This is a genomic window from Acinetobacter sp. LipI_15 (assembly GCF_058242865.1).
Map to the genome: position 1 here is coordinate 3067030 of NZ_JBZAYN010000001.1, position 26145 is coordinate 3093174.

The 26145-nt window shown below is 42.3% G+C and carries 26 protein-coding genes; 11 read left to right on the plus strand and 15 right to left on the minus strand.

Translation table 11 applies throughout. The features are described 5' to 3' along the window. Positions 1 to 72 precede the first annotated feature (72 nt). From AC4CU0_RS14525 to AC4CU0_RS14540, 4 genes are all read left to right on the plus strand, one after another. Positions 73 to 612: a DUF924 family protein gene (locus AC4CU0_RS14525; RefSeq protein WP_490743396.1), complete on the plus strand. Its 540-nt coding sequence runs from the start codon at positions 73 to 75 to the stop codon at positions 610 to 612. 59 nt (positions 613 to 671) lie between these two features. Further along, entirely contained in the window at positions 672 to 1229 is a 558-nt protein-coding gene (locus AC4CU0_RS14530; protein ID WP_180092677.1) for a CC0125/CC1285 family lipoprotein, read from the plus strand. A gap of 26 nt (positions 1230 to 1255) precedes the next feature. After that, positions 1256 to 2566, plus strand: coding sequence for a DUF445 domain-containing protein (locus AC4CU0_RS14535; protein WP_490743519.1), 1311 nt, complete (start codon positions 1256 to 1258; stop codon positions 2564 to 2566). Between the two features lie 106 nt (positions 2567 to 2672). After that, positions 2673 to 3266: a YfjT/YkfB family phage-associated protein gene (locus tag AC4CU0_RS14540; protein ID WP_490743397.1), complete on the plus strand. Its 594-nt coding sequence runs from the start codon at positions 2673 to 2675 to the stop codon at positions 3264 to 3266. Between the two features lie 59 nt (positions 3267 to 3325). Here AC4CU0_RS14540 and AC4CU0_RS14545 read toward each other — a convergent pair whose 3' ends face one another. Further along, positions 3326 to 3613, minus strand: coding sequence for a DUF2798 domain-containing protein (locus AC4CU0_RS14545; RefSeq protein ID WP_372491143.1), 288 nt, complete (start codon positions 3611 to 3613; stop codon positions 3326 to 3328). Positions 3614 to 3790: 177 nt separating this feature from the next. Between AC4CU0_RS14545 and argS the strand changes: the two genes are divergently transcribed. Next, positions 3791 to 5581 carry an arginine--tRNA ligase gene (gene argS / locus AC4CU0_RS14550; protein ID WP_490743398.1) on the plus strand — a complete coding sequence of 597 codons (1791 nt, stop codon included), beginning with the start codon at positions 3791 to 3793 and terminating at the stop codon, positions 5579 to 5581. 244 nt (positions 5582 to 5825) lie between these two features. Then, entirely contained in the window at positions 5826 to 6425 is a 600-nt protein-coding gene (locus AC4CU0_RS14555; protein ID WP_490743399.1) for an SPOR domain-containing protein, read from the plus strand. 145 nt (positions 6426 to 6570) lie between these two features. Here the strand turns inward: AC4CU0_RS14555 and asd are convergent, their stop codons facing one another. From asd to AC4CU0_RS14580, 5 genes are all read right to left on the minus strand, one after another. Further along, positions 6571 to 7422, minus strand: a complete 852-nt coding sequence (gene asd / locus AC4CU0_RS14560) for an archaetidylserine decarboxylase (RefSeq protein ID WP_180092672.1) — start codon at positions 7420 to 7422, stop codon at positions 6571 to 6573. Then, complete coding sequence (locus AC4CU0_RS14565) at positions 7419 to 8267, minus strand: sulfurtransferase (protein ID WP_180011651.1); 849 nt, start codon at positions 8265 to 8267, stop codon at positions 7419 to 7421. The genes asd and AC4CU0_RS14565 overlap by 4 nt, the downstream gene beginning before the upstream one ends. A gap of 153 nt (positions 8268 to 8420) precedes the next feature. Then, positions 8421 to 9629: a nicotinate phosphoribosyltransferase gene (gene pncB / locus AC4CU0_RS14570; RefSeq protein ID WP_490743400.1), complete on the minus strand. Its 1209-nt coding sequence runs from the start codon at positions 9627 to 9629 to the stop codon at positions 8421 to 8423. 146 nt (positions 9630 to 9775) lie between these two features. Continuing rightward, positions 9776 to 10276, minus strand: coding sequence for an ankyrin repeat domain-containing protein (locus AC4CU0_RS14575; RefSeq protein ID WP_490743401.1), 501 nt, complete (start codon positions 10274 to 10276; stop codon positions 9776 to 9778). 181 nt (positions 10277 to 10457) lie between these two features. Then, positions 10458 to 11975, minus strand: a complete 1518-nt coding sequence (locus AC4CU0_RS14580) for a catalase (protein ID WP_490743402.1) — start codon at positions 11973 to 11975, stop codon at positions 10458 to 10460. Positions 11976 to 12204: 229 nt separating this feature from the next. Between AC4CU0_RS14580 and dtd the strand changes: the two genes are divergently transcribed. Then, the gene (gene dtd / locus AC4CU0_RS14585) at positions 12205 to 12645 is read left to right on the plus strand and encodes a D-aminoacyl-tRNA deacylase (RefSeq protein ID WP_490743403.1); all 441 of its coding nucleotides are present in this window, start codon (positions 12205 to 12207) and stop codon (positions 12643 to 12645) included. Between the two features lie 64 nt (positions 12646 to 12709). Here the strand turns inward: dtd and AC4CU0_RS14590 are convergent, their stop codons facing one another. From AC4CU0_RS14590 to serB, 4 genes are all read right to left on the minus strand, one after another. Further along, entirely contained in the window at positions 12710 to 13219 is a 510-nt protein-coding gene (locus AC4CU0_RS14590; RefSeq protein WP_180057990.1) for a hypothetical protein, read from the minus strand. Between the two features lie 67 nt (positions 13220 to 13286). Next, positions 13287 to 13766, minus strand: a complete 480-nt coding sequence (locus AC4CU0_RS14595; protein WP_067761713.1) for an SCP2 sterol-binding domain-containing protein — start codon at positions 13764 to 13766, stop codon at positions 13287 to 13289. A gap of 151 nt (positions 13767 to 13917) precedes the next feature. Next, positions 13918 to 14250, minus strand: coding sequence for a ciprofloxacin tolerance protein AciT (gene aciT / locus AC4CU0_RS14600; protein ID WP_067761836.1), 333 nt, complete (start codon positions 14248 to 14250; stop codon positions 13918 to 13920). Between the two features lie 414 nt (positions 14251 to 14664). Further along, positions 14665 to 15885 (minus strand): phosphoserine phosphatase SerB, encoded by a 1221-nt coding sequence (gene serB / locus AC4CU0_RS14605; protein WP_490743404.1) that lies wholly within the window; start codon positions 15883 to 15885, stop codon positions 14665 to 14667. A 77-nt stretch (positions 15886 to 15962) separates the two neighbouring features. On the opposite strand from serB, the gene AC4CU0_RS14610 reads away from it, so the two are divergent. Next, positions 15963 to 17219, plus strand: coding sequence for a hypothetical protein (locus AC4CU0_RS14610; RefSeq protein WP_180116843.1), 1257 nt, complete (start codon positions 15963 to 15965; stop codon positions 17217 to 17219). Between the two features lie 48 nt (positions 17220 to 17267). On the opposite strand, the gene ppk1 is transcribed toward AC4CU0_RS14610, so the two are convergent. The 5 genes from ppk1 to mhpT form a co-directional block, all read right to left on the minus strand. After that, entirely contained in the window at positions 17268 to 19331 is a 2064-nt protein-coding gene (gene ppk1, locus AC4CU0_RS14615; RefSeq protein WP_490743405.1) for a polyphosphate kinase 1, read from the minus strand. A 205-nt stretch (positions 19332 to 19536) separates the two neighbouring features. Next, positions 19537 to 20505 (minus strand): bile acid:sodium symporter family protein, encoded by a 969-nt coding sequence (locus AC4CU0_RS14620; protein WP_180008617.1) that lies wholly within the window; start codon positions 20503 to 20505, stop codon positions 19537 to 19539. A gap of 73 nt (positions 20506 to 20578) precedes the next feature. After that, positions 20579 to 21229: a bifunctional nicotinamidase/pyrazinamidase gene (gene pncA, locus AC4CU0_RS14625; RefSeq protein ID WP_490743520.1), complete on the minus strand. Its 651-nt coding sequence runs from the start codon at positions 21227 to 21229 to the stop codon at positions 20579 to 20581. 70 nt (positions 21230 to 21299) lie between these two features. After that, complete coding sequence (locus tag AC4CU0_RS14630; protein WP_490743406.1) at positions 21300 to 21689, minus strand: hypothetical protein; 390 nt, start codon at positions 21687 to 21689, stop codon at positions 21300 to 21302. 151 nt (positions 21690 to 21840) lie between these two features. Further along, positions 21841 to 23052 carry a 3-(3-hydroxy-phenyl)propionate transporter MhpT gene (gene mhpT / locus AC4CU0_RS14635; protein WP_180004342.1) on the minus strand — a complete coding sequence of 404 codons (1212 nt, stop codon included), beginning with the start codon at positions 23050 to 23052 and terminating at the stop codon, positions 21841 to 21843. A gap of 723 nt (positions 23053 to 23775) precedes the next feature. On the opposite strand from mhpT, the gene dapA reads away from it, so the two are divergent. From dapA to purC, 3 genes are read left to right on the plus strand one after another with little or no spacing between them, the layout of a single operon-like run. Continuing rightward, positions 23776 to 24675 (plus strand): 4-hydroxy-tetrahydrodipicolinate synthase, encoded by a 900-nt coding sequence (gene dapA / locus AC4CU0_RS14640; RefSeq protein ID WP_078193262.1) that lies wholly within the window; start codon positions 23776 to 23778, stop codon positions 24673 to 24675. Positions 24676 to 24690: 15 nt separating this feature from the next. Continuing rightward, entirely contained in the window at positions 24691 to 25296 is a 606-nt protein-coding gene (locus tag AC4CU0_RS14645) for a lipoprotein-34 precursor (NlpB) (protein ID WP_078193263.1), read from the plus strand. Between the two features lie 36 nt (positions 25297 to 25332). Further along, a complete protein-coding gene (gene purC / locus AC4CU0_RS14650) occupies positions 25333 to 26052 on the plus strand; it encodes a phosphoribosylaminoimidazolesuccinocarboxamide synthase (protein ID WP_078190626.1) in 720 nt (239 codons plus the stop codon). Positions 26053 to 26145: the final 93 nt, after the last annotated feature.

Genomic DNA, 26145 nt, shown 5'->3' on the forward strand with positions numbered 1-26145 from the left:
CAAACTTACTCTATATGACATTTGAAATTTGTGATTTTATAAACAAATATATGCTAATAATGCTTAAAACTTATGAATTATCAAGATATTCTCGAATTTTGGTTTAACCCAGAAAATCAGCCTAATTGGTTCGCTAAAAGCAATAATTTTGATGTTTTAATCGAAAAAAAGTTTAAAGACATCCATCAAGCGGCCAGTCAAGCAGAACTGTGGCAATGGCGTACGACTGCCGAAGGTCGATTGGCTGAAATTATTGTTTTAGATCAATTTTCTAGAAATTTATTCCGTGACTCTGGCTTGGCTTTTGCCCAAGATGCACTGGCTTTGGCGCTTGCACAAGAAGCCATCGCGCAGGGTTTAGATCTACAATTAAGCTCTGAACAGCGCTCATTTTTATATATGCCCTTTATGCATAGCGAATCGACAAAAATCCATCAAAGCACGTTAAAATTATTTGAGCAACTGGGCAATCCGATCAACTTAGAATTTGAGAAAAAGCATAAAGTGATTATCGATCGATTTGGACGTTACCCGCATCGCAATGCGGTATTGGGCAGAACATCTACAGCAGAGGAATTGGAATTTTTAACTCAGCCCAATTCTAGCTTTTAATTGACGGCTTTTGGCCAGTATCTCCCCTTGCCATGAACCGATTAAACAGGAGTATGCGCATGAACAAACTCATTATCGCAGCAGCCATAACCGCAGCACTCGGTTTAACTGGCTGTGCCACAACCCCATCAAAACCTTTGACCTTTGAACAACTCGGTCAATATTCTGCGACACCATTAAATGCTCAAAGCTATCGGATTAGCTTCCAAGCTAGACCCAATATGAGCTATGGTACTGCCGAAGAAATCACCTTGGTTAAAGCCGCTCAAACCACCCTACACAATGGCTTTCAATATTTTAAAGTCATGGATGACCCGAGTAATCGGAGTCAAAAACCGCCGCGCCAAGCGGTGATTTACCCAGACCCAATGCCTTATCCATATGGCTATTACCGTCGCCATCCTGGTTTTTGGCCAGGCCCGTTTTATGACGTTCCACAGGTGGTCACACTCGATCCAACTCAAGTTTCCTACAGTATTACTTGCTATAAAGATCGTGCCAAAGCCCCTCAGGATGCCTTTGATGCTCGCTTGATTTTGCAATCACTCGGGGCTAAATATGGTTTAGACAGCCAAGGAAATCCTTTACCTGTAGCCGCTGAGCCTACCGCCAAATAAGTCAACCCATAGAGACCCGATCATTGATGAACCCAACTGAACAGCCCGCTGTTTCACCCAATCTGCAACGCAGTAAACGCTTCGCCACCATTGCTTTGGTCGTGGCGGTGCTGGCGTGGATTGCATTGATGATCGCAGCTAAATTACTACCCGAATATGTTTGGCTCATTCATATTTTGATGCTTTCAGCAGAAGCTGGCGTGGTTGGTGGTTTGGCAGACTGGTATGCGATAACCGTTTTATTTCGCAATCCCTTTGGTCGGATTCCGATTCCTAAATTTTTACGTGACCACACAGAAATTATTCCTCGTAATAAAGCACGCATTGCCGAGTCGATGGGCCGCTTTGTTCAGGAGAATTTTCTTTCACCACAAGTGGTTGAAAAAAGCTTAGCGGAGACGGATCTCTCTCTTGCCGTCGGGAAATGGTTGGCCAATCCGCACAATAATGCGCAAGTGACCCAAGTCATTCAGCAAACGGTACCGAAAATTTTCGAATTTGTCGGTCAGGAACAAATTGGACAATTTATCCAAAATAACAGCGTGCAATGGGTACGCAATACGCAAGTCAACCATCTTGCCAGTGAAATGCTACGGGCAGTTTTAGAAAATGACTTCCATCAAGATGTCCTGCAACGTGGACTGGATTTAGCCCATGATTGGATGTTACAGCACCCCGAACAAACCCGTGATTTATCTCGTCAATTGTTTAAAGAACTCGGGGTTTGGAAGCTCGCCAAAGGTGCGAGCTGGATTGGTATTGATGTACAGCAGCGCACCATTGATTCACTGGTCAGTCGTGTTGAGTCCATGCTTGCTGACCATGAACATCCGTGGCGCCGTAAAATCGAAGACATGGCACAGCAGCTCATGCAGCAACTGGCGGACAATCAGAGTGTTGCCAGCCAACGCCTGAATAGCACCAAAGACGCCATGCTCGATAGTCCACAAATGTTGAATTTTATCAGTGGTGCGGTGGTGATTTTATGCGATGCCATTCGTTCTGATTTAGAAAAGCCGGACTCAGGTATTGCACAAAACCTACGCGTCGCCATTCAACAAGTGGGCGAAAATATTGTCTCTAACGTCGCTGTACGCCAATTGTTGAATGAAAAAATGAGTGATATTGCCATCAATCTCTCCGACCAATACAGTGAAAAAGTCATTCGGTTTATCAGTGAACGTATACATGAATGGGACTCACGTGAAATGATCGATAAGATCGAAAACGAAGTCGGTGGCGACTTGCATATGATTCGAGTCAATGGTGTCGTGGTCGGTGGTTTTATTGGCCTCGCACTAGGGATTATTCGTGCCTGTGTAGAATGGCTGCTTTAGCCGCCTGCAGCAGTCCTCCTCACAGGTTATAAGCCGTAGGTTTGAGCTTTATGCGTAGAACCGTTAAACTTTGCCGATCCGAAAATTTAATAGAACAATAAAATCTATGCACTTACCTGCCATCTATACACTACCATTCATTCTAATCATCAGTAGCTTAAGCGCTTGCCAGACCATTTCCAAAACCAGTAGCACAGTCAGCGACAAAGTGATGGGCATGCTCGGTAAAGAAAAAGCCCCTGAAATCGATAAAAAAGGCACAGTCGATATCAGCAAAAGTACCCAACAACAGTTAGAAACCCTACTGACCAATATGCCGAAAAATCAGTGGGTCTATATTGAAAATGATCAACAAGGCATATCTACCCTCAAAAATAAATCGGCAGACAATTTCACCTTGAGCCTCAAATTGAATTGCAAAATCAGCACTCAGCGCCCAACTTTCAGTATAAGCAACGCGGATGGCCAAGAGATCCTAAAAGCACATGATACAAATGTGGGGCAAATTCAAATTCTGCTCGACAATAAAAACTTTGGAAATCCGTTTGAGACAGCCCATCAGCAAAAGTTCCAAAGCTTTAAAACCGCTGTCGCTCAGGCCAAAGTCATTAAAGTGTTTAATTCCTCAAAACTCTATACCTTTCAAAACAACAAAGCCGAATTACTCTCTAAAGCAGTAAGTTGTCGCGATAGCCTATAAATATTTAAAGCGAAATGCAGTAAGTCACCGTTTTACTCAACTGTGACTTACATGCAGGCTTATTTTGCAGGTGGCTGTGGCCCTGACATATCGACCAACAGGCCTGTAAATTTTCGAACAAACGGCAATAAAATCAGCACAATGGGAAAAGCAATAGCCCAAGAAATCATCCAATTATGCAGCCATAGGGTAAGAAAACCCTCAAACCAACCTAAATTTCTGAGCATATTAATAAACGAAATAATGCCGCTCATGAGACAAGACAAAATAAACGGCACGATAATCAGCGCCCAGCGTGCAGCTAACTTCGGCACATTGCCAAAAATTTTAGGGGTGGGTTGTGACATGTCCATATACTCAAGCAGTGATCCTGAATCGCTAAACCACTTATATCGTTTTACTTCGATATAAGCAATGCTTCACTTTTATCGAATATTTTTTATTCGCAACAAATGGGTTCACCTAAAGAGCCTGAAATTTGCTATATTTACCGTTTTTCTGCGACATTTATTTTTCGACTGATTATGAATACGGCAATACAAGCAGCGCTCGATCATGCAGTGCAATCCCTTCAAGCTGAAGGTGTACTCCCAACTGACTGGAACAATACTAGCAATTTGACCCGAACCAAAGACCGAAGCCACGGTGACTTTGCGTCAAACATTGCCATGATTGCCTCTAAAGCTGCAGGTATGAAGCCGCGTGATTTAGCCGAAAAAATTCTGGCAAATCTTCCAGAAGTCGCAGATATCAGCAAAGCAGAAATTGCAGGTCCTGGCTTTATTAACTTCTTTTTAAATGCTGACCAACGTTTTGCTGTCTTAGACCAAATTCAAGCTCAGAAAGATCAGTTCGGTCGCACACAGGCCAATGCTGAAAAACGTGTTCAAGTGGAATTCGTTTCAGCCAACCCAACGTCTAGCCTACACGTGGGTCATGGTCGTGGCGCAGCTTACGGTATGACCGTTGCCAATCTCCTTGAGGCAACAGGTGCCAAAGTTGACCGTGAATACTATGTCAACGATGCTGGCCGTCAAATGGATATCTTGGCGACATCGACTTACTTGCGTTATTTAGAATTGACCGGTCAACAACTGGTCTTCCCTAAAAATGCATACCAAGGCGACTACGTTAAAGAAATCGCACAAAGCATTATCGACAAAGATGGCGATGCTTATGTACGCCCTGTTGCCGACATCTACAAAGATGTTCCTGAAGATGTGCAATATGCTACTGAACTCGATAGCGAAGGCAATAAAGTCGTTGTTTCAGGCGATAAAGAAAAACACATTGATGGTTTGATTCATAATTCACAAAACCATTTGGCTGTGGGTTACCGTGTGTTCCATCAAGCTGCGCTGAAAGCCATTCTTGATGACATTAAAGATGACCTCGGTGAATTTGGCGTGACTTTCAATCAATGGTTCAGCGAAGCAACCTTGACTGAAAAAATTGATGAAGCATTACAAATGCTCGATCAACGTGGTTTCTTATACGAAAAAGATGGCAACATCTGGTTCAAATCAACTGATTTTGGTGATGAAAAAGACCGTGTTGTGAAACGTCGTAATGGTCAAACTACATACTTCGCATCCGACATTGCTTATCACTTAAATAAACTACAACGCGGCTATACCGATATCATTGATATTTGGGGTTCAGACCACCACGGTTATATTGCACGTGTGAAAGCAGCGATTGATGCGCTTGGCTATGATTCTAAAAAATTGACCGTACTTTTGGTTCAATTTGTGAGCCTATGGCGTGGCGGCGAGATGGTTCAAATGTCATCTCGTTCAGGTCAATTCGTGACTTTACGTGACTTACGTAAAGAAGTGGGCAACGATGCTGCTCGTTTCTACTACGTCATGCGTAAATCAGAACAACACATTGACTTCGACTTAGACCTTGCTGTGTCTCAAAGTAAAGACAATGCGGTGTACTACATCCAATACGCACACGCACGTATCTGCCGTATGCTCGAAAAAGCTGCTGCGACAGACGTTCAATTCTCTGCTGAAGCTGCGCGTCAATTTGCAGCTAAACTTGAGTTAGAAGCTGAAACTGAAGTTCTTGCTAAACTTGCGGCTTACCCTGAAATTGTGGTTCGTGCAGCAAACAGCTATGAACCACACCAAGTGGGTAACTACTTGAAAGAGTTGGCGGCGTTGTTCCATGGTTGGTACAACGAAAATAAAGTCTTGGGCGATGATGCAGAACTGACTCAAGCGCGCTTATTACTGTCTGTAAACGTACAGCAAGTTTTACGCAATGGTCTTGAATTATTGGGTGTGAGTGCGCCTGAATCTATGTAAGCCATTCTTAGCATACATTAGAATCCGTCCATGTATGACCATATACATTGACGCATATACAGGCTCTTTATGAGCCTGTATTTTCATGGATATTCAGTCATCTTTTAATGAAAAATTGAAGATGTTGAAATTGTGAAAATTAAACATAAACAGCATGACAGTCATGTAATATATAATAATCAGAACTTGGTTTTGGGTCAGTTCCCACTAGGTTCGTAACAATTACAATTAAAGAGGTTTCCTCGTGTTTGGAAAAACGCAACGCGGTGTATCAGAACGGCCAAATCAGCCTAAAAAACCATTGATTCCTGTATGGTTAGGTACACTTGTGATCATTTTAATCGTGTTGAGTTTCTTAGTGGCCTTGATGTTATGGAAGCCATGGGAGCCGGTAAAACCGAAAGGTCAAATTACCTCTGAACACTACCAAGAAGAAACCAATAAAGATTACCGTTTTTATGATCTGTTGCCTCAGCAACAAGTCACCCCGATTCCAGATCAAGCTGTGCCTGAAACAGATACCAAAGAAACTGTGGTGATCGTTGAAGCACCTGAAACGGCTACCACCACGCCGACTGAGCCGGGTATTGAAGCCACAGAAACAACACCAGCTCCTGCTAGCTATATTTTGCAAGTGCGTAGCTATGATGACCCTGACCAAGCTGATGCCCGTCGTGCGGAAATTATTTTAAATGGCTTATCTGCCGATGTGATCCAAAGTAATGAAAATGGCAAAGTTTGGTATCGCGTTGTATCTGGTCCCTATGATTCACAAGAAGCTGCCGTGATTGCACAGCAAACTTTACGTCATAGCAGTATCGACTCGATTGTCGTAAAACGCTAAATATTGAAATTAAAAAAAGCGCCTGAAGGCGCTTTTTTTTATTCCTTCCTTTAATAAAGGGAGGTTAGAAGGGATTCTTTTTTGAATACATCAGCTTAGCTCAAAAACCTCTCCCTAACCCTCTCCTAAAAGGAGAGGGAATTGCTTAAATGGTATGCCCTATAGCTTCGCCCATCACCACAGACGAGTTGGCTTTAAAGGTCGCATCCCATTGCATTTTGTTTTCTTCAAACAACACTACCGCTGTTGAACCTAAATAGAAACGGCCCAATTCTGCACCTTTTTCTAAAAATAAATCGTGTTGATTCAGTTCCAAACGCCCTGTAGGTTTAACTTTACCTGTAGCCACGGTTTCAATACCTGCCACGATCATTGCGCCCACTAATACAACCGCCATACGACCGACTTCTGTATCAAATAAGCAGACCATACGTTCATTACGGGCAAATAAACCCGGAATATTTTCAGCAGTGGTCTGGTTTACTGAGAACAATTCACCCGGTACATACAGGGTTTCTGTCAATGTTCCTGCAAATGGCATATGTACACGGTGGTAGTCTTTTGGTGACAAATAAACCGTAGCAAACTGCCCATTTTTAAACGGCTCTGCCAATTGTGGATCGGCAATCAGGTTTTCAACAGTGAACTTCTGCCCTTTGGCCTGAAATACATCACCATTTTCAATTTTACCCAGTTGTGAAATCGCACCATCTGCGGGTGAAACAACACTGTTGGCATTTGCATCAACTACACGTACGCCTTCTTTTAAAGAACGAGTGAAAAATTCATTGAATGATTTAAATTTCAGGGCATTACTTTGCTCAGCAATCGACATGTCGATGCCATACTGTGCTTTAAATGCGGTAATCACAGCATTTTTCACCACAGGGTTTTCACTCGCAGCCAATTTACCGACGATACGTGATAATTTGTGCTGCGGAACAACACGCTGAGCTTGAATAAAAATTTGTTTTTTTAACTGAGATGTAAGGCTCAAGACGGCAACTCTCCGGTGATCACAGGACTATCGAGTCGGTTGCCCCACTCGCTCCACGCACCATCATAAGCTCGAATATTCCAACCGAGTAAACGTCCCAGTATATAAGCTAGGCCCGACCGATGATGGGACTGACAATATACCACCACAGGTTCGTTTAAATTGAATCCCAATTGTTCTAAGCGTTGTTGTGTGCGTTCTAAAGGATGCAATTTTAAATGATTTTCTCGGTTAAGGGCAGTACTCCATTCGAAATGTCGTGCCCCCGGAATGTGACCGCCGCGTCGCGCTGCTAATCGTAAGCCTGTATATTCATCTTCGGTACGGCAGTCCCATACTTGGATCTGCTCCTGCTGCACACGAGCCAATAGCTCATCATAATCTGTTTGATACTGAGCACGCGCCTCTGCACTGACTTCAACCAATGGGCTCACGGGTTCAAATTGCTCAATTTCAGACGAGGTCGGTAAGCCTGCCCCAAGCCAAGCATGGATGCCACCATTGAGGAGACTGGTATTTTCAAAACCGAGGCAATGTAAGTTCCAAATCAGTCGACCAGCCCATGCCCCACCTTCATCGTCATAAACTACTACATGATGTTCTGGACTGATATTCAGATAGCGAATGAGCTGTTCTAAACCGGCTTGGTCAGGTAAAAGCCCCATCGCTTGTTCTTCTTGGCGCACTAACAGTTTCGGCTGCACATGCAGTGCATGTGGAATATGCAATTGGTCATACACCGAACGACGACTCAAATCGACGATCCGTAGTTTTTCATTACCAAGATGTGGAACCAATTCTTCCGCTTCAATCAGCAGACCAAAATTCAATGTAGATGCTGTCATCGTTGTTCGTGTTGTATTTTGTGCGATTAAATTCGATCTTAGCATAAGTCATTTTCACTATTATTCTGAATTTTTGCATTCCTTTAGCAATATTTTAGATATAAAAAAGCCGAATCATTGATTCGGCTTTTTTAGTTTTATCTAATGCTGTGTTTAAGCGCTAACTTCAGAGATGTCAAACACCTGACGTAGATACGCTAAGAAAGTATCATTATCCGTCATGGTTTTACCCGGACTATCTGAAATTTTTGCCACAGATTGACCATTACATTCAACCAGTTTCAGTACGATATTCAGCGCAGTTTGCCCCATATCATTGGTCAAGTTGGTGCCAATACCAAAGCTAACTTGGAAACGGTCTTTGAAGTAATTATGCAAATCCCACGCTTTTTCAATGTTCAAGCCATCACTGAAAGTCAGCATTTTGGTTTTACTGTCAATTTTAAGCTTTTTGTAATGTGCATAGGCTTTATCGCCCCATTCATACGGGTCGCCACTGTCATGACGTAAACCGTCGAATAGTTTGGCAAAATACAAATCGAAGTCACGTAGGAACGCATCCATACCGACAACGTCCGTTAAGGCTATTCCTAAGTCACCGCGGTATTCCTGCACCCATGTTTCTAGCGCAGACTTCTGGAAGTTACGTAGACGAACATCAAGCGCTTGGAATGCTTGTAGGAACTCATGCGCCATTGTACCAATTGGAGTAATGTTCAAGTCTTTGGCAATCAGAACATTACTTGTACCGCGGAAAATATACGGTGAAGCCTGATTTAATTCTTCAATTACATGCTTTTGCCATGCATAACTATAACGACGACGCGTGCCAAAATCAGAGACCAAGAATGGTGGATCCTTTGGATTTTGCCGTGCTTCATACTGCTTCAGCAAGGCAATCTTATGTTGCAAACGGCGCTCACCTTCGGCTAAAACTTCGGGTGTACGAATACGTTGGAAATATAATTCATTGACGATGGCTAAAACAAAGATTTCAAACATCATCGCTTGAACCATTGGGCCTTCTACCCAAATGTCCAGTCGACCTTCATCATCAATACCCGCTTTAATAAAACGGCGTTTAAGCTGAAATAATTCAAGATAATCAACAAAATCGCTTTTAATAAAACGTAAACTGCGTAAATACTGCAATTCATCATCTTTAAACTTCAACTGACAAAGCATGTCGAGCTGCATGTTTAAATCATCCAAAATTTCAACCAGTGGATAGGCTGTATCATCCAAGTTACGGCAACGAAAGTGATACACACTATGGGTTTGCGGAAATTTGTGTAACACCACCTGAAGCATGGTGAATTTATACAGATCTGTGTCTAATAAGGATTGGATGATTGGAGACATAAAGACTTTCAGTTTTTATCAACTCTTTGCATTAAAGCATACTTTATTGATAAAAAGCCGATTGATTTAGTGGAATAACTTATAAATCACCGCGATTCATCGACTTTTTTCAATTTTTTTGCTGAAGCTGAGCGCGATCAAGCTCACTATTTTTTGAGTAACTGTCGATATTTTTCTTCTTGACCAAATTCACGCGCAAACTGTTCTGCAGTCTTTTGCCCCATTTTTTTGGCATTTGCATCGCAATCCACTTGGCGTAATTGCTTTGCAATCGCCCATTCTAATTTAAACATGGCACCCATCAATGCGGTGTTGCCTTTATTGTCACGTGCGCAGCGGTCTGCACCTTGTTCCAGCAAACGAGTCACAATATTTTGATGACCGTAATAGGTCGCCATCATCAGTGGTGTAAAACCCGAAGCATTGCGCACATCGACCGGAAAACCGTGCTTAAGAAATTCATTGATGACTTCTTCATTGCCAGTTTTGGCTGCAGCAAAGAAAATTGCGATCAATTCCTGTTGTGAGGTCATCTGATCGCTTGCAGTTGCTTTAGCGGGGGAGATATCTTCCGCGATTGCCACGTTTGTAAATGCGGAACCAAACGCTAGAAGACTGGCTAAAGTCAAATGTTGCATAACTTTCATGATGAACTCCAACAGAAATCGAATGTAGAATTGAATTAGAAATAATTCATTTCATAAAAATGAATATTTAAGGAGTGCCTATGAAACTCCCCCTAGGGTGCAGGAAAGGTATGGAGCTTCATAGGACTTTTTTGAGGTAACGTTCTAGACCCTAGTTACCAATCCTTCAGACTGATCGAAATTAGTCTTTCAGTTGTGCTGCTTTAGCTTTTACAGTTGCAAGGTTACCGTTTACTGCTTTAGTCATACGTGTACCGTAGTCTGCATCTGCTTTATAGAAGTAAGACAACATGATGTGTTTCGTTTCCGAATCTTTCACGTTGCCAAGGTCAGCCGCCAAGTTCATGATTAAGTTTTCTTTCTCTTTCGCAGAGTATGAACGATAAAGCTCACCCGCCTGCTTGAAGTTTTGCTCTTTCACGCCTTTTTGCTGAACTGTGCCAAAAAGCGGCGTTTCAACCGCACGCGCTTTCTCAGTGGCAGCTTTAGGCTCTTTACGGCTTGGCTCGTAGTTCACGTCAGAATCACGCTCGCTAACATTCATGTAGCCATCTTGGTTGTTGTTGTTAACAGCAACAAGCGGACGGTTTACTGGAATTTGCTGGTGGTTCGCGCCTAAACGGTACATTTGTGTATCTGAGTAAGAGAAGATACGGCCTTGCAGCAGACGGTCTTCTGATGGCTCGATACCTGGGACTAAGTTACCTGGAGCCAATGCCACTTGTTCCGTTTCCTGGAAGAAGTTTTTCGGCATACGGTTCAGCGTCAATGTACCCACTTTAGTTTCTGGAACTAGGTTCGTCGGCCAGATTTTTGTTGGATCAAGCGGGTCAAAATCAAAGCTGTTTAAATCTTTAGGATCTAACACTTGGATATAAAGATCCCATTTCGGGAATTTACCAGCATTGATGTTGTTATAAAGATCGTTAGTCAAGTGATTAAAATCTTTACCTTGTTGCTCAGCAGCTTCTTTAACGTTCAGACCTTTCACGCCTTGTTTAGAGCGGAAGTTGAACTTCACGTATTTGTATTCGCCTTTGTCGTTATAAAGCTTGTACGCATGTACACCAAAGCCGTCTTGTTCGCGGTAGCTGGTAGGCACGCCTTGGTTACCATACACATAAGTCAACATGTTGGTTGCCCATGGCTGGCTAGACAAGAAATCAAATACGCGGTTTGCGTCTTGAACGTTGTTGATTGGGCTAGGCTTCATGGCATGGATGAAGTCTGGGAATTTGATCGCATCACGGATGAAGAATACTGGCGTTTGGTTACCCACTAAGTCCCAGTTGCCTTCTTGTGTATAGAACTTGATCGCAAAACCGTGCGGGTCACGTAAAGTTTCTGGAGAACCTTTACCATGAATTACAGTCGAGAAACGTAAGAAAACTGGAGTCTTAGTACCTGCTTTGAACAATGAAGCAATGGTGAGATCAGATAAATCTTTAGTTGCAACGAATTCACCATACGCACCTGTACCACGGGCATGTACCACACGCTCAGGAATACGCTCACGACCAAAACGTTGTAATTTTTGAACCAATTGTACGTCTTGAAGTAGAACTGAACCATTTGGACCCGCAGTAATCGAGTTTTGGTTATCGCCTACTGGTGCACCATTGTCTTTGGTTAATGGCGCTGCTTGAGTCGCCGCTGTTGCTGTTGCTAACATCGCAACCAATAAAGAACGCTTAAACATCGTCTTAATCTCTCTGTTAAATACCTTTCCTGCCCCGCAAAGATACTGATATTTAATAAATAGATAAAGCAGATTATTTTTATAAATTCAATCGTATTATTAGATTTATAAAAAATATACAGTTCATTTTCAAATGTTTGAGTCCAAAAAATTCTACACATCGCCTCGAAAGAATGCTGCATTTGCTACAATCCCTGCCCTATGTTCAATTTTCTACTCGGAAGAAGTTATGCGGGCCTTGTTACAACGTGTTTTAGAAGCCAAAGTGGTGGTCGATGGTGAGATCACGGGTGAAATTAATCACGGTATTTTGGTGTTTTTAGGCCTTGGCAAAGCGGATGATTTAGAAAAAGGCAAAAAACTGATCGATAAGATCTTGAAATACCGTTTTTTTGATGATGAACAAGGCAAGATGGGCTGGAATGTCAGTCAAGCAGGCGGCGGTATCCTCTTGGTGTCTCAATTTACCCTGATGGCGCAAACGCAAAAAGGCCTGCGCCCCGATTTTGGCCCAGCCATGCCGCCAAGCGATGCCAAAGCGCTGTATGAACAGCTGGTCGATTACGCCAAGAGCCAATATGACCATGTACAAACAGGCATCTTTGCTGCCGACATGAAAGTGCATTTAGTTAATGATGGGCCGGTCACTTTTAATTTAGAAATTGAATAAAAACGAAGTAATAAAAAAGCCCTCAGTTGAGGGCTTTTTTATTACTTAAATTAAATCTCAGCTTTTACAGCGTTGTAATTAATTTTGCGCGTTGCATCATATCTACTGGAATATCTTTCACAAGCATAACTGTTAATGATTGCTCATTTTTCTGTGCAGCAGTTGTTTGATTCGCATCTAATACCGCATTTACATCAGACGGATTCAATGTATACATTGCACCCGTTGCTGGATCAACAATTAACAAACCAATAAGTCCGCCAAAAATAATATTAGCGACATACCAACCATTTACCGTTCCTGTTACCTGTACAGTCTTTGTTTGATAGCCATCTTTTTTAAATGTCACCTCATAAGCTGCAGGTTTAAAGTATCCAGTGCCACGTTTTAAAGTAACAGTTGCAGGTGTGATGCCAGTATGTACTTTTTCTCCAGCTTTATTTGTAATCGAAATCGATGCTTCATCTGGCACTGACTTAAACGTTAAAGTTTGAGTTGACCCCGAAATAATGCTTGCGCAACCTGTCATTGTTAATGATGCGGCAATTAAACCCGATGTAATTAATTTTTTCATAAAAATACCCCCTAAAAAGCGGAGGTATTCTTACCAAAAAAGCGTTAAATTTCAATGAAAATTAAATTTATTTACCGGTTTTCTCTTTAATAAATGCACGTGCCAGTTTGATTTTTTCTTTCACTGGTTTTGGAAGTTTAGGTGGAATCAATTTGGCAACTTGGTTAAACCAAACCAATAGGCCAAAATCACCTTCCATTTTAATACTGCCATTTTGCATACCTGTCATAAATGCAGTTGGATCGCCTTTCATTAGCGTTTTCACACCCTGCTCACTGTCTGCAAACTGTAAAACGAAATCAGCTTTTTCCGCATCACCAGCAACCGTATCAATCTGACCATTATTTACAATAATTTGACGTGCTAGCCCCAAGTCCGTACCAATTTGTATACGGAACTGACGTTCATGCACCAATTCAATAAATTTTGGGCTAGTACGTGCTAACTGTTTCATACGAAGAGCCAGACCTGCCACGAGTAAGTCTAATGGATCTGTACTGACATCAACCAAAGGAAGTTTTACGACAGGAATGGATGATAGTTTCATGACTTGAAGCCTATTGTAATTGTTGGAAAATTGACTGGCTTCATCCTACCATAACTTCGGTTTTCAGAAGTAAGCCTTTGTATCTCTATACTCACTGATGAGTTCATAAAAAATGCGCCCTTGGGCGCATTTTGTTTTGTTATTTTTTAAATTAACGACTAGAGCACTGCTGTTCTTCATCATAGACCGGTGTATGTTCAATACATTGGCGTTTTGCTAATGCGCGTTCAGCACGACGATCTTCACGTAATAACACCAAAGTGAAGACCACCATAGCTGCCATTAGCGCTGTTAAATAACTATAGGTCACAGGCAATTCGAACATGGTTTGTGTGCCATAACGAATCACTTCAATCAGCCCCCACACCAGCATCCCCGCTAGCATAAAACCCAACCAGCGACGATAAGGCGAGAAGAAAACAGCAATCACAGCAGCCGATACCAAGCTCAGGCCAACGATGGTTGCTAAATTCGCTGTTAACATAAAAACCTCCGTCATGTGACAGGTGACATCTCTTGTTGTGACAGGATGCTGACCTGTCTCACTACTGTGTATTCAGTAAATAGATTTGGTCGATCTCAATCTCTTGCAAGCATTATGCTGAGTTTTTTGCATAAAAAAAGTCTGTATTTTTGTCCTTGCGACACACCTTGTCGCAACATTATTTTGTCATTACATTTTTTCTTTTTAGATAATTTCTGGAACAATGATGACATCTCGTCTCGCGTGTCATTACAAAAAAAACCATGCTTTTTTGCCTAAATAAATTAATTTTTCGAATGCTGTTAATCGTTGTTTTTATCAACAATTTTTATTTACCACTCATCGGACAGCGACTTGAATTGGCATAAAAAACGCAGCAAGAATGCTGCGTTTAAAATGTCAAACCAAACTTATTTAAGCACGGTTTAAATCTTTATCATGTACACCCAATAGGTAAAGCACCCCATCTAAGCCAACACTTGAAATGGCTTGATTGGCATTTTGGCGTACCAATGGCTTAGCACGGAACGCCACGCCAAGACCTGCCAATGACAACATTGGTAAGTCATTGGCACCATCACCCACAGCAATGGCTTGCTCCAGTGAAATTCCCATTTCCTCAGCAATTTGAGTCAATAAATATGCTTTACGTGCACCATCCACAATGTGGCCTTTTACTTCACCTGTCACCACACCATCTTGCACATCAAGCACATTGGCGTGCACTTCATCAATGCCGAGTTTAGCTTGAAGATATTCAGCAAAATATTGGAAGCCACCCGACAAAATGGCGGTGCGGTAACCCAATGCTTTCAAAGTTGAAATTAAGCGTTCAGCACCTTCGGTCACGGTTAGACGTTCAGCAATTTTTGGCAGTACAGATGCATCCATACCTTTAAGTAACGCCACACGTGCACGGAAGCTGGCTTGGAAGTCCAATTCACCTTGCATTGCACGCTCAGTGATTTCAGCCACTTGCGCACCCACGCCTGCTTCAATGGCAAGTTCATCAATGACTTCTTGCTCAATTAAGGTAGAGTCCATGTCGAAACAAACCAAACGGCGGTTACGACGGTAAGCATTGTCTTCCTGAACTGCTACGTCTACGCCCAATTCAGTAGACAGACGTAAGCAAGCAGCACGCATTGCGGTTGCATCTAACATTTGCCCTTTCAGACCAAACTGAACACAGGCACGTTTCGGCCCCTCAACAGCTCCCTCTAACTCAGGACGACCCGATAAACGGGTCACAGTTTCAATATTGAAGCCTTGGCTCGACACAATATTTGTAACTGCCTGTAAATGAGAAGCCTGCAATTCTGGCGCAAGTGCCGTCACAATATAGCGTGTACGGCCTCCCTCATTTACCCATTGTTGATATTCTGTTGTAGAGATTGGTTTAAAGCGCACTGTTAAGCCAATATCATGTGCTAAAATCAACATTTCCTTCATGGCTAATGCTGTCGCAGTCTGATCTTCCGACGAAACAACAATACCTAAAGTCAGCTGATTATGGATGACTGCTTGTCCAACATCTAAAATCTGTAAGGAATGTGCGGACAAAACCTGCATTAATCGTGTAAATTGATTAGGTTGGTCAGGTCCTAAAAGTGATATAAGAATGATTTCTCGCATGAATTGACTCGGGTCTGAGCTACAACTAATGTAAGAATCATAATCTAAATTGAATAGAATTGCCTTGGAAGTTTACGTTGAATGCGCCTAGACAAGGGCTATTTGCTAGCCTATTAGTAGTTTGTTTTGCTTTGCATACCTTTTTATTGGTATTGGCAACAACCCACCAACTGAACGAAAACCGTGCCAGTCAGGGACAACTGATGACCAGTCAATTGGTTACAGACAGCCTATCTGAGCTTGAGCCGGCCAATACTGTATCATTAGCCTTACTTGCTGACCGCTATGCAACCAACCCGAGCGTGGCTTCCATCCGCATCTTAAATGCCAATAATCAAGTTTTAGCCACAGGCGGTTTGACCAAAACCCGTGACGGTGAAATCTTTGTTCGAGATGCCCTGCAAAACGAAAAGAAAGTCGGAACGGTTGAAATCACCTTAATTAAACCAAGTATTGGTGAAATCTTACGTACGCAATGGGCTGCGATTCTATTTTCATTATTCTTACATGGCTTGTTATGGTTGGCGTATCGCGCTATTGCACGTCCAAGTCGTACTGAATATTTAGCGCGAATCAACAATGAATCACGTCTAAAACATGAAATTCAAACGCTAGCGCAGGCTTTAGAACAAGAAAAACATAATGCCGCTGTGGCGATTGCTCAAGCGCAGCAAAATGCGCAAGCAAAAGCAAAACAGCATAAAGACATGAAACCAGTGGTTCTCGACAGCAACAGCTTGGCATTAAATATTCAATTTTATGATCCGAAACAGCTGCTCGATAGCGTCAACAAAACCGTGTCTGTGCCGTATTTTAATCTCTGCCAAATTTTCTTAAATAAAACCACAGAACTCTGTGTTCAACATTATAAATTGAACAGTTCTGACATCAGTACGGTACATAAGTTTGATGAACATGGCGCAACCATCAGCATGACCGCTGACACTCCAGATGCGCTGCGTTGCCTCACCATGATCAGCTCAGTATTCCAATTGCTTTCAGATGTTTTATATAAACGCTACCGTGAAGAAAAACGTTTCGTTTTACAAACCCGTAGCGCGATTTCAAGCTCTGTCGAAGCCATGCAATTGTCTTCTGTGCAAGCGGCTGAACGTTTAGTCCAACAATTGGTTGCTAAAGAAAGTGCCATTCATGTGCCGACAACTTTGCTCAAAGAGATTTCAGATCATTTCCAATTGGTCAGTTTGCCAAATCCGACCAATGTGCTCACTCGTCATGCATTTATGCTCAATGGGATGGACAGTGATGCCGCTGAATTGGCTCAAAACTTCAGAACTGAAATTTTAAAATCCAAACAGGCAAAAGCCTCGTAAAGGTTTGAGCGAAATCAAAAATCCCGACTTAAGTCGGGATTTTTTGTCTTAAACAGTCGAAATTTTCTGTGCAATCAAATATTTTTGCGCGTTATGCGGTTCGGTACCTGCTTCAACCGCGACTTTCTCCCATTGCCCATTCGACTGCATTTCCCATGCATTTTGATTATCTTCCAAATAGTTAAGTAAACAATCTTTCATAATACGTTTTTTCAAACGGCTTTCTAAAATGGGAAAACAGGTTTCGACCCGTGAAAATAAGTTACGTCCCATCCAATCGGCACTGGCACAGTACAATCGTTTTTCGCCTGCATGCTCAAAATAATACACTCGAGTATGCTCTAAGAAGCGTCCGACGATAGATCTCACATGAATATTCTCAGACATCCCTTTGACCTGAGGAATCAAACAACAAATCGAACGGATAATTAAATCTACACGCACCCCTGCTTGCGATGCGCGATATAAAGCAGCAATCAGTTGCGGTTCCGTGAGTGCATTGACCTTCACAATAATTCTTGCGTATTTTCCCGCTTGTGCAGCAATAATTTCCTGTTCAATCAGTTTCAGTAATTCAGTATGCAGGGTAAATGGTGCATGCAATAACGCTTTCAGCTTCGCCATCTTGCCCATGCCTGTCAGTTCCTGAAACATGCGATGCACATCTTCGCAAATATCGGGATGCGTCGTCATCAGGCCATAATCGGTATACATCCGCGCATTGCCTGCGTGGTAATTACCTGTTCCCAAATGGGCGTAGCGTAACAACTGATTATTTTCACGGCGTACAATCAAAATCATCTTGGCATGGGTTTTATAGCCCACAATGCCATACACCACGACAGCGCCCGCTTCTTGCAATATATTGGCCACGGTAATATTGGATTCTTCATCAAACCGCGCCCGAAGTTCTATAACTGCGGTTACTTCCTTACCGTTGCGAGCCGCCTCCGCCAAAACTTGTACGATGTCCGAATCTGGCCCACTGCGATAAAGCGTCTGCTTAATGGCTAAAACCTGAGGGTCTTTTGCAGCTTCACGTAATAGGTTAATAACCGGTTGAAAGGAGTCAAACGGATGATGTAACAACACATCTTGTGTTTTTAATACATCAAAAATCGCGGTTTGTTTACGAAAAACTTTAGGAATAATCGGTGTATAGACCGGATATTTCAGTTCAGGCCGATTAAAACTGGCACTGAGACGCGATAAATTGATCGGGCCGTCAATGCGATAGAGCTCCTGCTCACTCAAATCAAATTCATCTAACAAATAATCAATAATGCATTGGGGACAATCAGCTTCAATTTCTAAGCGAACTGCCCGACCAAAACGCCGTGAAGACAATTCATCTTTTAATGCCACCGCCAAGTCATCCACATCTTCAGCCAGAACTAAATCTGCATTGCGTGTCACTCGAAAGGCATAACAGCCCGTCGCTTTCATCCCCGGAAATAGGTCATTGATGTGTTGCTGAATAATGGCGGTCAGGAAAATTTGTGTCTCTGCACTGCCTTCAACCTCGGCGGGCATTTTGATTAAACGCGACAACGAACGTGGCGCAGGCACAATTGCCATTTCAATGGCACGACCAAAGGCATCTTTACCTTCTAGGCTCACAATGAAGTTGAGGCTTTTATTGACCAAGCGCGGAAACGGATGCGATGGATCTAAGCTAATCGGTGTTAAGACTGGTTGAACTTCTTTACTAAAATAATGGCTAATCCACGCCCGATGTTTTTCTAAAATATCTTTAAATTGAATAAAGCGAATACCTTCACTTTGTAATGCAGGCAATACAGCATGATTGAGGGTCTGGTATTGCTCTGCAACCGTGTCATGAATCACTTGGGAAAGTTCATCTAAGACCACTTCAGTCGGAATGGCATCTGGCGTCCGTGCAATCGCATTCAAATCTCGTTGTTTCATCAGCCCCGCAATGCGAATTTCAAAGAATTCATCTAAATTGCGTGAAAAAATGATGAGAAAATTCAAGCGTTCAAGTAAAGGTAAACTTGAATCGAGTGCCTGAGCCAAGACCCGTCGATTAAAATCTAAAAGTGACAATTCACGATTATAATAGGTCTCTGATGAATGCTGAAAATGTTGCATACCCTCTCAATGCTGTTTGAAACAGTCTATATCTAAAGTGGTTGCCGGCATGTTAGGCAGCGGAGATGACACTTATGTTACAAATAGCATTAATCAATTAAAAAGGCATGCAATTCCCTAAAACACTGTTCATCAAATCGTAAAATTTATTTTCGACATAAAAAAAGAGGGAGATTACCCTCTATTTTACTGAATTGTTTTTTGTTTATTGCACAGGCTTGTCTTGTTCCAATGCTTTGGGCTCACTCGTCCGCGCTGCCCAATAGGTTGCCAGTGCAGGACCCGAAATATTGTGCCACAAACTAAAAATCGCACTCGGCACAGCGGTCAGAGGTGAAGCGGCAAAATGGGTCGCCGCCAATGCCACACCCAAACCTGAGTTTTGCATCCCGACTTCAATTGATACTGCTTTACAGTCTGCATAGGGCAATTTAAATAGTCGGCTGGCCCAAAAACCCAATAGATAGCCCAAGCCATTATGTAAGGCCACTACCCCAAGAATCAGTAAACCTGATTGCAAAATCTGTGTTCGACTACCCGCAATGATTGCTGCCACAATCGCTACAATTGCCACAACAGAAACCAATGGCATGACCTGTATATAGGCATCCACTCGGTGCTTAAAGACAGTTCGAATCATTAACCCCACAATGATCGGAAATAAAACCACTTGTAAAATTGAAACCAACATCGATGCCGCATTAATTTCAATCCATTGGCTTGCTAACAAATAGAAAATCGCAGGGGTTAAAACCGGTGCGAGTAATGTCGAAACAGAGGTACAGGCAACAGATAATGCGGTATTACCTTTTGCCATATAGGTGATGACATTAGAGGCCGTTCCACCCGGACAGCAACCGACAAGAATAACCCCGATCGCGATTTCTGTCGGCAGTTGTAATAATTTACATAAGAAAAAAGCCAATCCCGGCATCACAATAAACTGTGCCAAAACCCCGATCATCACAGCTTTAGGACTTTGCAATACACTTTTAAAATCTTGCAGTGTCATGGTCATGCCCATACCCAACATAATGATGCCTAGCATCCATGGGATATATGCTTTTAACCAAACAAATACATCGGGAAAAAACATGGCGAGCGCTGCAAACAGCACCACCCAAATCGCAAATGTTTTCTGCACAAATTGAGTGAATTTTAAGAAAGCCGACATAGGCATCTTCCATTTAAAAACAGGGACAAAAAAAGGCACACCCTTGTGCCTTTTCTCAACTGAGCCCACTGGGTCATGCCAAAGATAATGCCTGTGCATGCTGCTGCACAATATCTTTCAGGTAAATACGCTTCACCCCATTCGCCAACATGTCTTGCCATGCATGCTGTAAAGAACCCTGTAAATCGATCCCTTTGGTCAAATCAGCAATCACAAAAGTTTCAAAACCAAGCTTACGTGCATCCATTGCCGTCCATGCAACACAAAAATCCGTGGCGATCCCCACCACAAAGACTGTATCAATACCGCGTTCGCGCAAATAGCCCGCCAAACCTGTTGAGGTTTTCTGATCTGCTTCCATAAAAGCAGAGTAGCTGTCGATATGCTGATGAAAACCTTTACGGATAATTAGCTGCGCCGTTGGTAAATTTAAATCAGGATGCAATTCGGCATCCTGTGTGCCTTGTACACAATGCGTCGGCCACAATACTTGCGTTCCATAATTCAGCTCTATGCTGTCATAAGGTACATGCTCAGGATGATTTTCAGCAAAAGAGATATGGTCGGCTGGATGCCAATCTTGAGTCAGCACAATATTCGTAAAGTATTGCCCCAGTTGATTAATCCCTGGAATAATTTGATCGGCATTGGCAACAGCCAACTGACCTCCTAGGGTAAAACCATTTTGTACATCGACCACAATCAGCGCTGTATTTTTTTGCATATCTCTCCATCCGTTGTCATGCATTTTCGGCGACTCTACTGATTCGCTCATATTTTAAAAGCCTTAGTATTCAGTCCTGTGCATAAAAATAAAATGACTGTCCTTCCTGACAATACCGATACTTGGGCAAATGCTCAACCAGCCGCTGTGCAAATCGTGGGTAAATACGGGCTTTTCGCCGAGTCGAAGCATGAAAATAAAAATATCGCGGTTGATGTTTAAAGATATATTTTAATAAATGGCTGCGTGTCTGTTGCATGACCTCAAATGCATTAATATTTTCAGCAACATCTTCTAGGGTAGGTTCATCGGCAAAGGCCAACCACGCATTTTTTCTCGGCTGTTGGCGATTTCTTTGAAATACAGGTTTGAGTTCCAAGATAAATTCGTATTGATGTAGATACAAACTGAATTCACGTTGATCAACTTTAAAAATTGCGACCAGTTTTCTTGCTGACATAGCCCCTCTACGTTGATTTTTTGTTTTCTCTTTCTGCTGTATTTTTACATAAAATACATTTATTTATATTGGTTTAGAGCATTAGTGCGACTTCTATTGTCGCCATAAAAAAGCCCGCAATATGCGGGCTTTTTTTGATATGGCATGTTCCTTATGATGGAATACGACGTACCAATAACAACATAAATATTGCAGAGATTGCGATACATGGAATTGCCGCGGTAATCACCCCTGCCGCACCAAAACCTGCTGCCAATAACTGACCCGCAATTGCAGGGCCTAACATTGCACCGACACGACCAACGGCTGAAGCGACACCAACACCCGTACCACGTAACTGTGTCGGATACACGATACCACCGAAGGCATACAATACACCTTGGCAACCAATCACGAATGCACCAACTAAAGCTGACGCCATGTACATTTGAGTCAATGAACCTGCACCATTCAGCGCAAATAGACCTGCCAAAATACCGCCGTACATCAAAATGATCACATAAGCTTTCTTCCAACGATCAGTCAACATACCTAAAATGATCGTACCAATGGTTGCACTCACCATGAAGTAGAACTGCGCAGTTGCACCATCTTTACGAGTGAAACCGAGTTCGGTGAACAACGACGGTAACCAGCTCAACATGATGTACACCACCATCAAGGTGAAGAAGTAGCTCACCCAAATTGAGAAAGTACGTAAACGGTTTTCTGTGTTAAAGAGGTTTTTGAAAGCACCTTGTTGCACTTCGCCATTGGCGGTCGCTTGAACCGCTTGATCTTTGGCTTTCAAGAATTCACGCGATTCGGGCAGGAACCAAATCATCAATGGAATCACAACAATCGGTAATAAACCGCCTAAATAGAAAATATTTTTCCAGTTTGCACCGAAGTCCGTCATTGCAACTAATGACAAGATTGCCGCACCCACAGGCATACCACAGTACATCAAACCGACTGCACGACCACGATTTTGTGGTGTTACCGCTTCAGATGCCAAGGTAATTAAAATTGGCATTGCTGCACCTAAACCTGCACCTGCAAGAAAACGTACAGCGAGTAAGCTATGGAAGCTATTTACCCATACCGTACATAAGGTAAAGATGGCGAACATCCCCGTAGACCAAATTAATACTTTTTTACGGCCCATTCGGTCTGCAATCCGACCACCCACCAAAGCACCAGGTAATAATCCTAAAATACCGGCACTAAAAAACACCCCTAGCTGCGAGCTATCCAGCCCGAAATATTCACGAATCCCTGCTGCTGCAATACCTGCAGCCTGAATATCCAGACCTTCGATTACGGCAATAAGGAAGCAGATTGCTACCGTGACAATAGCATGCTTATTATCTGACTTTTCCATTGGAGAATCCTTGTTGTCATCAGCGTTCAAATTAAGTCGCATCATCGCTGAGCCTTATAAAGGATATAACTACCAATAAGTTGAAGCCTTTCGTCCAAAATTGGATTACGTGCATGGTGTAATAGTTTTTGTGCTTTAAGTCACAAAGTCGTAAAAACAATTAAAAATTTAAAATAAAAAAATATGAATCGTGCAATGAACAGTCAAATCAAGCGATCTTTTTAAACACTCATAAAAACATGTCTATTTCTATTAGATATAAAAAAGATTATTACCCAAGTTTTTAACAATCATTTGTAATAAAACCCGAGCGAATTGATATAGTTTTTAAATCTTTAGTCATTGTTATTTAATCTTAAATTCTGATTAAAAAGCACGGAATACACATAGATCAACCTTTTGCTGATGATTTAATTAATCACATCAACCATGCCAACCCTCTCGATTGAATAAAACATTTTCAAGATTCAGCCCTTGCTGAACAATTTTCAGGCTGCAAAAAAACCGCTATTTTACACTTGATTGTTTTAAGTTTGATTTGTATAAAGAATTTTATGGCTTTGACCAAAGCATATTGTTCTTATGCGTTTGATCAGTCATAATTTGCGTAAGCATTATTCAACTTGGGTATAGCCCAATGAACATGCTACAAATCAAAATTCGAAACCATCCAGAAATCAATATTTCATCTTGTCGGATGGACAAATAGGATAGCTTTTCAAAATGACTCAGCAAGCTCAGACCATTCAAGGTTCAATTGTCGCAATCGTCACCCCAATGTTTGAAGATGGCAGCGTAGATTGGAAGAGCCTCGAGAAGCTGGTTGAGTGGCATATAAAGCAAGGCACCAATAGTATTGTTGCTGTAGGGACTACAGGTGAAGCTTCTACCTTGAGCATGGCCGAACACACTCAGGTGATCAAAGAAATCATCCGTGTGGCGAACAAACGCATTCCAATTATTGCCGGCACAGGTGCAAACTCAACCCACGAAGCAATTGAACTCACCAAAGAAGCCAAAGAATTAGGTGCAGATGCGGCATTATTAGTTACACCATACTATAACAAACCTACCCAAGAAGGCCTGTATCAACACTACAAAGCGATTGCTGAAGCTGTTGATTTACCTCAAATTTTGTACAATGTACCTGGCCGAACCGGTGTAGACATGCACAACGACACCGTGATCCGTCTTGCTGATATTCCACAAATCGTGGGCATTAAAGACGCCACTGGCGATGTTCCTCGTGGTCAAGAACTCATTGAAGGCCTTAAAGGCAAAGATATGGTGGTGTACTCAGGTGATGATGCAACGGCTTATCAGTTAATGGGTTTAGGTGCTAAAGGCAACATTTCGGTTACTGCGAACGTGGCGCCAAAAGAAATGAGCGAAGTGTGTGCAAGCGCTTTGGCGGGTGACGCAGTCCAAGCCGAGCAACAAAACAATACTGTTGCAAATTTACATCAAATTTTATTTTGCGAATCGAACCCAATTCCTGTGAAATGGGCACTTCATGAGATGAACCTGATTGAAACAGGCATTCGCTTACCATTAACACCCCTTGCAGAACAATATCGTACTCCGCTTCGTGAAGCACTCATCACTGCGGGCGTTATCAAATAAAGAAGAGCAAACATCATGCAATTACGTTTAGGACTTAGCCTGGCACTTTCAGTATTTACATTAGCCGGTTGTAGTTCACTTGCCTTTAATAATGGCACACTGGACTATAAACAAACCACAGATGTTGAACCGCTGAAATACCCTGAAGGGTCAATGGTTCGTCCTGCAACGCCTTTGTATCCTGCTCCATCAGTTGACCCGCTAGCAATTGAGCATGCACCAAAGCTTGAAAATAAGCGTGGCAATCGCTATGCCCTTCCGCGTCCAGCCGCGGAAAAAAATAATGTCGTCGCAGATTCCTCAACAGACAGTACAAATATTAGCCGCCCTCAACTATTGGTGGATGGAAATCAAAATCCACTGATCAAAGTTGAAGGAAATTCTGCTACAATTTGGCAATACACACTTGCTACCCTCAGCAGCCTTAACCATACCATTGTTGGTCAGAGCAAAAACCGTTACGAAGTAACCGTCAAGGTCGATCAGCAGACCTATGTCTTAAGACTTTCTTCTGTAGGTTCAAGCAATAACATCGCTGTGTTCAATGCCGATAACAGTTTTGCAGACAAAGAAAAAGCTGCAGATCTGTTAGCTCAGATTTACCAAAATTGGCCAGCCTAGTCGTACTAGGCATTTTTTCTCGAAAAAGGTTCCCTCATGTTAAAACAAACCTTGCTCTATACTGGTAAAGCGAAATCTGTTTATGAAACAGATAGTTCTGACCACCTCATCCTAGTTTTCCGTGACGATGCTTCTGCATTCAACGGTGAAAAAATTGAACAACTGGATCGCAAAGGTAAGGTGAACAACCGTTTTAACGCCTTTATCATGGAAAAATTGGCTGCGGCTGGTATCGAAACTCATTTCGAAAAACTTCTTTCTCCAACTGAAGTTTTAGTGAAAAAATTAACCATGGTTCCTGTAGAGTGCGTAATTCGTAACTATGCAGCAGGTTCACTTTGCCGTCGTTTAGGCGTTGAAGAAGGTAAAGAACTTACTCCGCCAACTTTCGAATTGTTCTTCAAAGACGATGCGTTAGGCGACCCAATGGTGAATGAATCACAAGCGATTGCTTTAGGTTGGGCGACTGCTGAACAACTCGCTCAAATGAAAGAATTGACTTATAAAGTAAACGAAGTACTTAAAGGTCTATTCGATGCAGGCAACATGCTGCTTGTTGACTTTAAACTTGAATTTGGTGTGTTCCACGACCGTATCGTACTGGGTGACGAATTCTCTCCAGACGGCTGCCGTCTATGGGACAAAGACACTAAGAAAAAACTCGACAAAGACCGTTTCCGTCAAGGTTTAGGCGGTGTGGTTGAAGCTTATGAAGAAGTTGCTGCGCGTTTAGGTATCGACCTTTCTGATATCTAAGTCGTTCATCGATTTGAAAAACCGAGCTCTTTAGCTCGGTTTTTTAATGAAATATTACTCGATTAATCTATGATCGAAAAAACAAATGTTAAC

Coding starts and splice junctions, on each gene's coding strand:
- AC4CU0_RS14545 (WP_372491143.1), bottom strand. CDS start 3,613: ATGTCACAACCCACCCCTAAAATTTTTGGCAATGTGCCGAAGTTAGCT.
- purC (WP_078190626.1), top strand. CDS start 25,333: ATGTTAAAACAAACCTTGCTCTATACTGGTAAAGCGAAATCTGTTTAT.
- AC4CU0_RS14645 (WP_078193263.1), top strand. CDS start 24,691: ATGCAATTACGTTTAGGACTTAGCCTGGCACTTTCAGTATTTACATTA.
- AC4CU0_RS14540 (WP_490743397.1), top strand. CDS start 2,673: ATGCACTTACCTGCCATCTATACACTACCATTCATTCTAATCATCAGT.
- AC4CU0_RS14565 (WP_180011651.1), bottom strand. CDS start 8,267: ATGACAGCATCTACATTGAATTTTGGTCTGCTGATTGAAGCGGAAGAA.
- dtd (WP_490743403.1), top strand. CDS start 12,205: ATGCGGGCCTTGTTACAACGTGTTTTAGAAGCCAAAGTGGTGGTCGAT.
- AC4CU0_RS14530 (WP_180092677.1), top strand. CDS start 672: ATGAACAAACTCATTATCGCAGCAGCCATAACCGCAGCACTCGGTTTA.
- AC4CU0_RS14535 (WP_490743519.1), top strand. CDS start 1,256: ATGAACCCAACTGAACAGCCCGCTGTTTCACCCAATCTGCAACGCAGT.
- AC4CU0_RS14590 (WP_180057990.1), bottom strand. CDS start 13,219: ATGAAAAAATTAATTACATCGGGTTTAATTGCCGCATCATTAACAATG.
- argS (WP_490743398.1), top strand. CDS start 3,791: ATGAATACGGCAATACAAGCAGCGCTCGATCATGCAGTGCAATCCCTT.
- AC4CU0_RS14595 (WP_067761713.1), bottom strand. CDS start 13,766: ATGAAACTATCATCCATTCCTGTCGTAAAACTTCCTTTGGTTGATGTC.
- mhpT (WP_180004342.1), bottom strand. CDS start 23,052: ATGGAAAAGTCAGATAATAAGCATGCTATTGTCACGGTAGCAATCTGC.
- AC4CU0_RS14630 (WP_490743406.1), bottom strand. CDS start 21,689: ATGTCAGCAAGAAAACTGGTCGCAATTTTTAAAGTTGATCAACGTGAA.
- ppk1 (WP_490743405.1), bottom strand. CDS start 19,331: ATGCAACATTTTCAGCATTCATCAGAGACCTATTATAATCGTGAATTG.
- serB (WP_490743404.1), bottom strand. CDS start 15,885: ATGCGAGAAATCATTCTTATATCACTTTTAGGACCTGACCAACCTAAT.
- AC4CU0_RS14525 (WP_490743396.1), top strand. CDS start 73: ATGAATTATCAAGATATTCTCGAATTTTGGTTTAACCCAGAAAATCAG.
- pncB (WP_490743400.1), bottom strand. CDS start 9,629: ATGTCTCCAATCATCCAATCCTTATTAGACACAGATCTGTATAAATTC.
- AC4CU0_RS14575 (WP_490743401.1), bottom strand. CDS start 10,276: ATGAAAGTTATGCAACATTTGACTTTAGCCAGTCTTCTAGCGTTTGGT.
- AC4CU0_RS14620 (WP_180008617.1), bottom strand. CDS start 20,505: ATGTCGGCTTTCTTAAAATTCACTCAATTTGTGCAGAAAACATTTGCG.
- AC4CU0_RS14580 (WP_490743402.1), bottom strand. CDS start 11,975: ATGTTTAAGCGTTCTTTATTGGTTGCGATGTTAGCAACAGCAACAGCG.
- dapA (WP_078193262.1), top strand. CDS start 23,776: ATGACTCAGCAAGCTCAGACCATTCAAGGTTCAATTGTCGCAATCGTC.
- pncA (WP_490743520.1), bottom strand. CDS start 21,229: ATGCAAAAAAATACAGCGCTGATTGTGGTCGATGTACAAAATGGTTTT.
- aciT (WP_067761836.1), bottom strand. CDS start 14,250: ATGTTAACAGCGAATTTAGCAACCATCGTTGGCCTGAGCTTGGTATCG.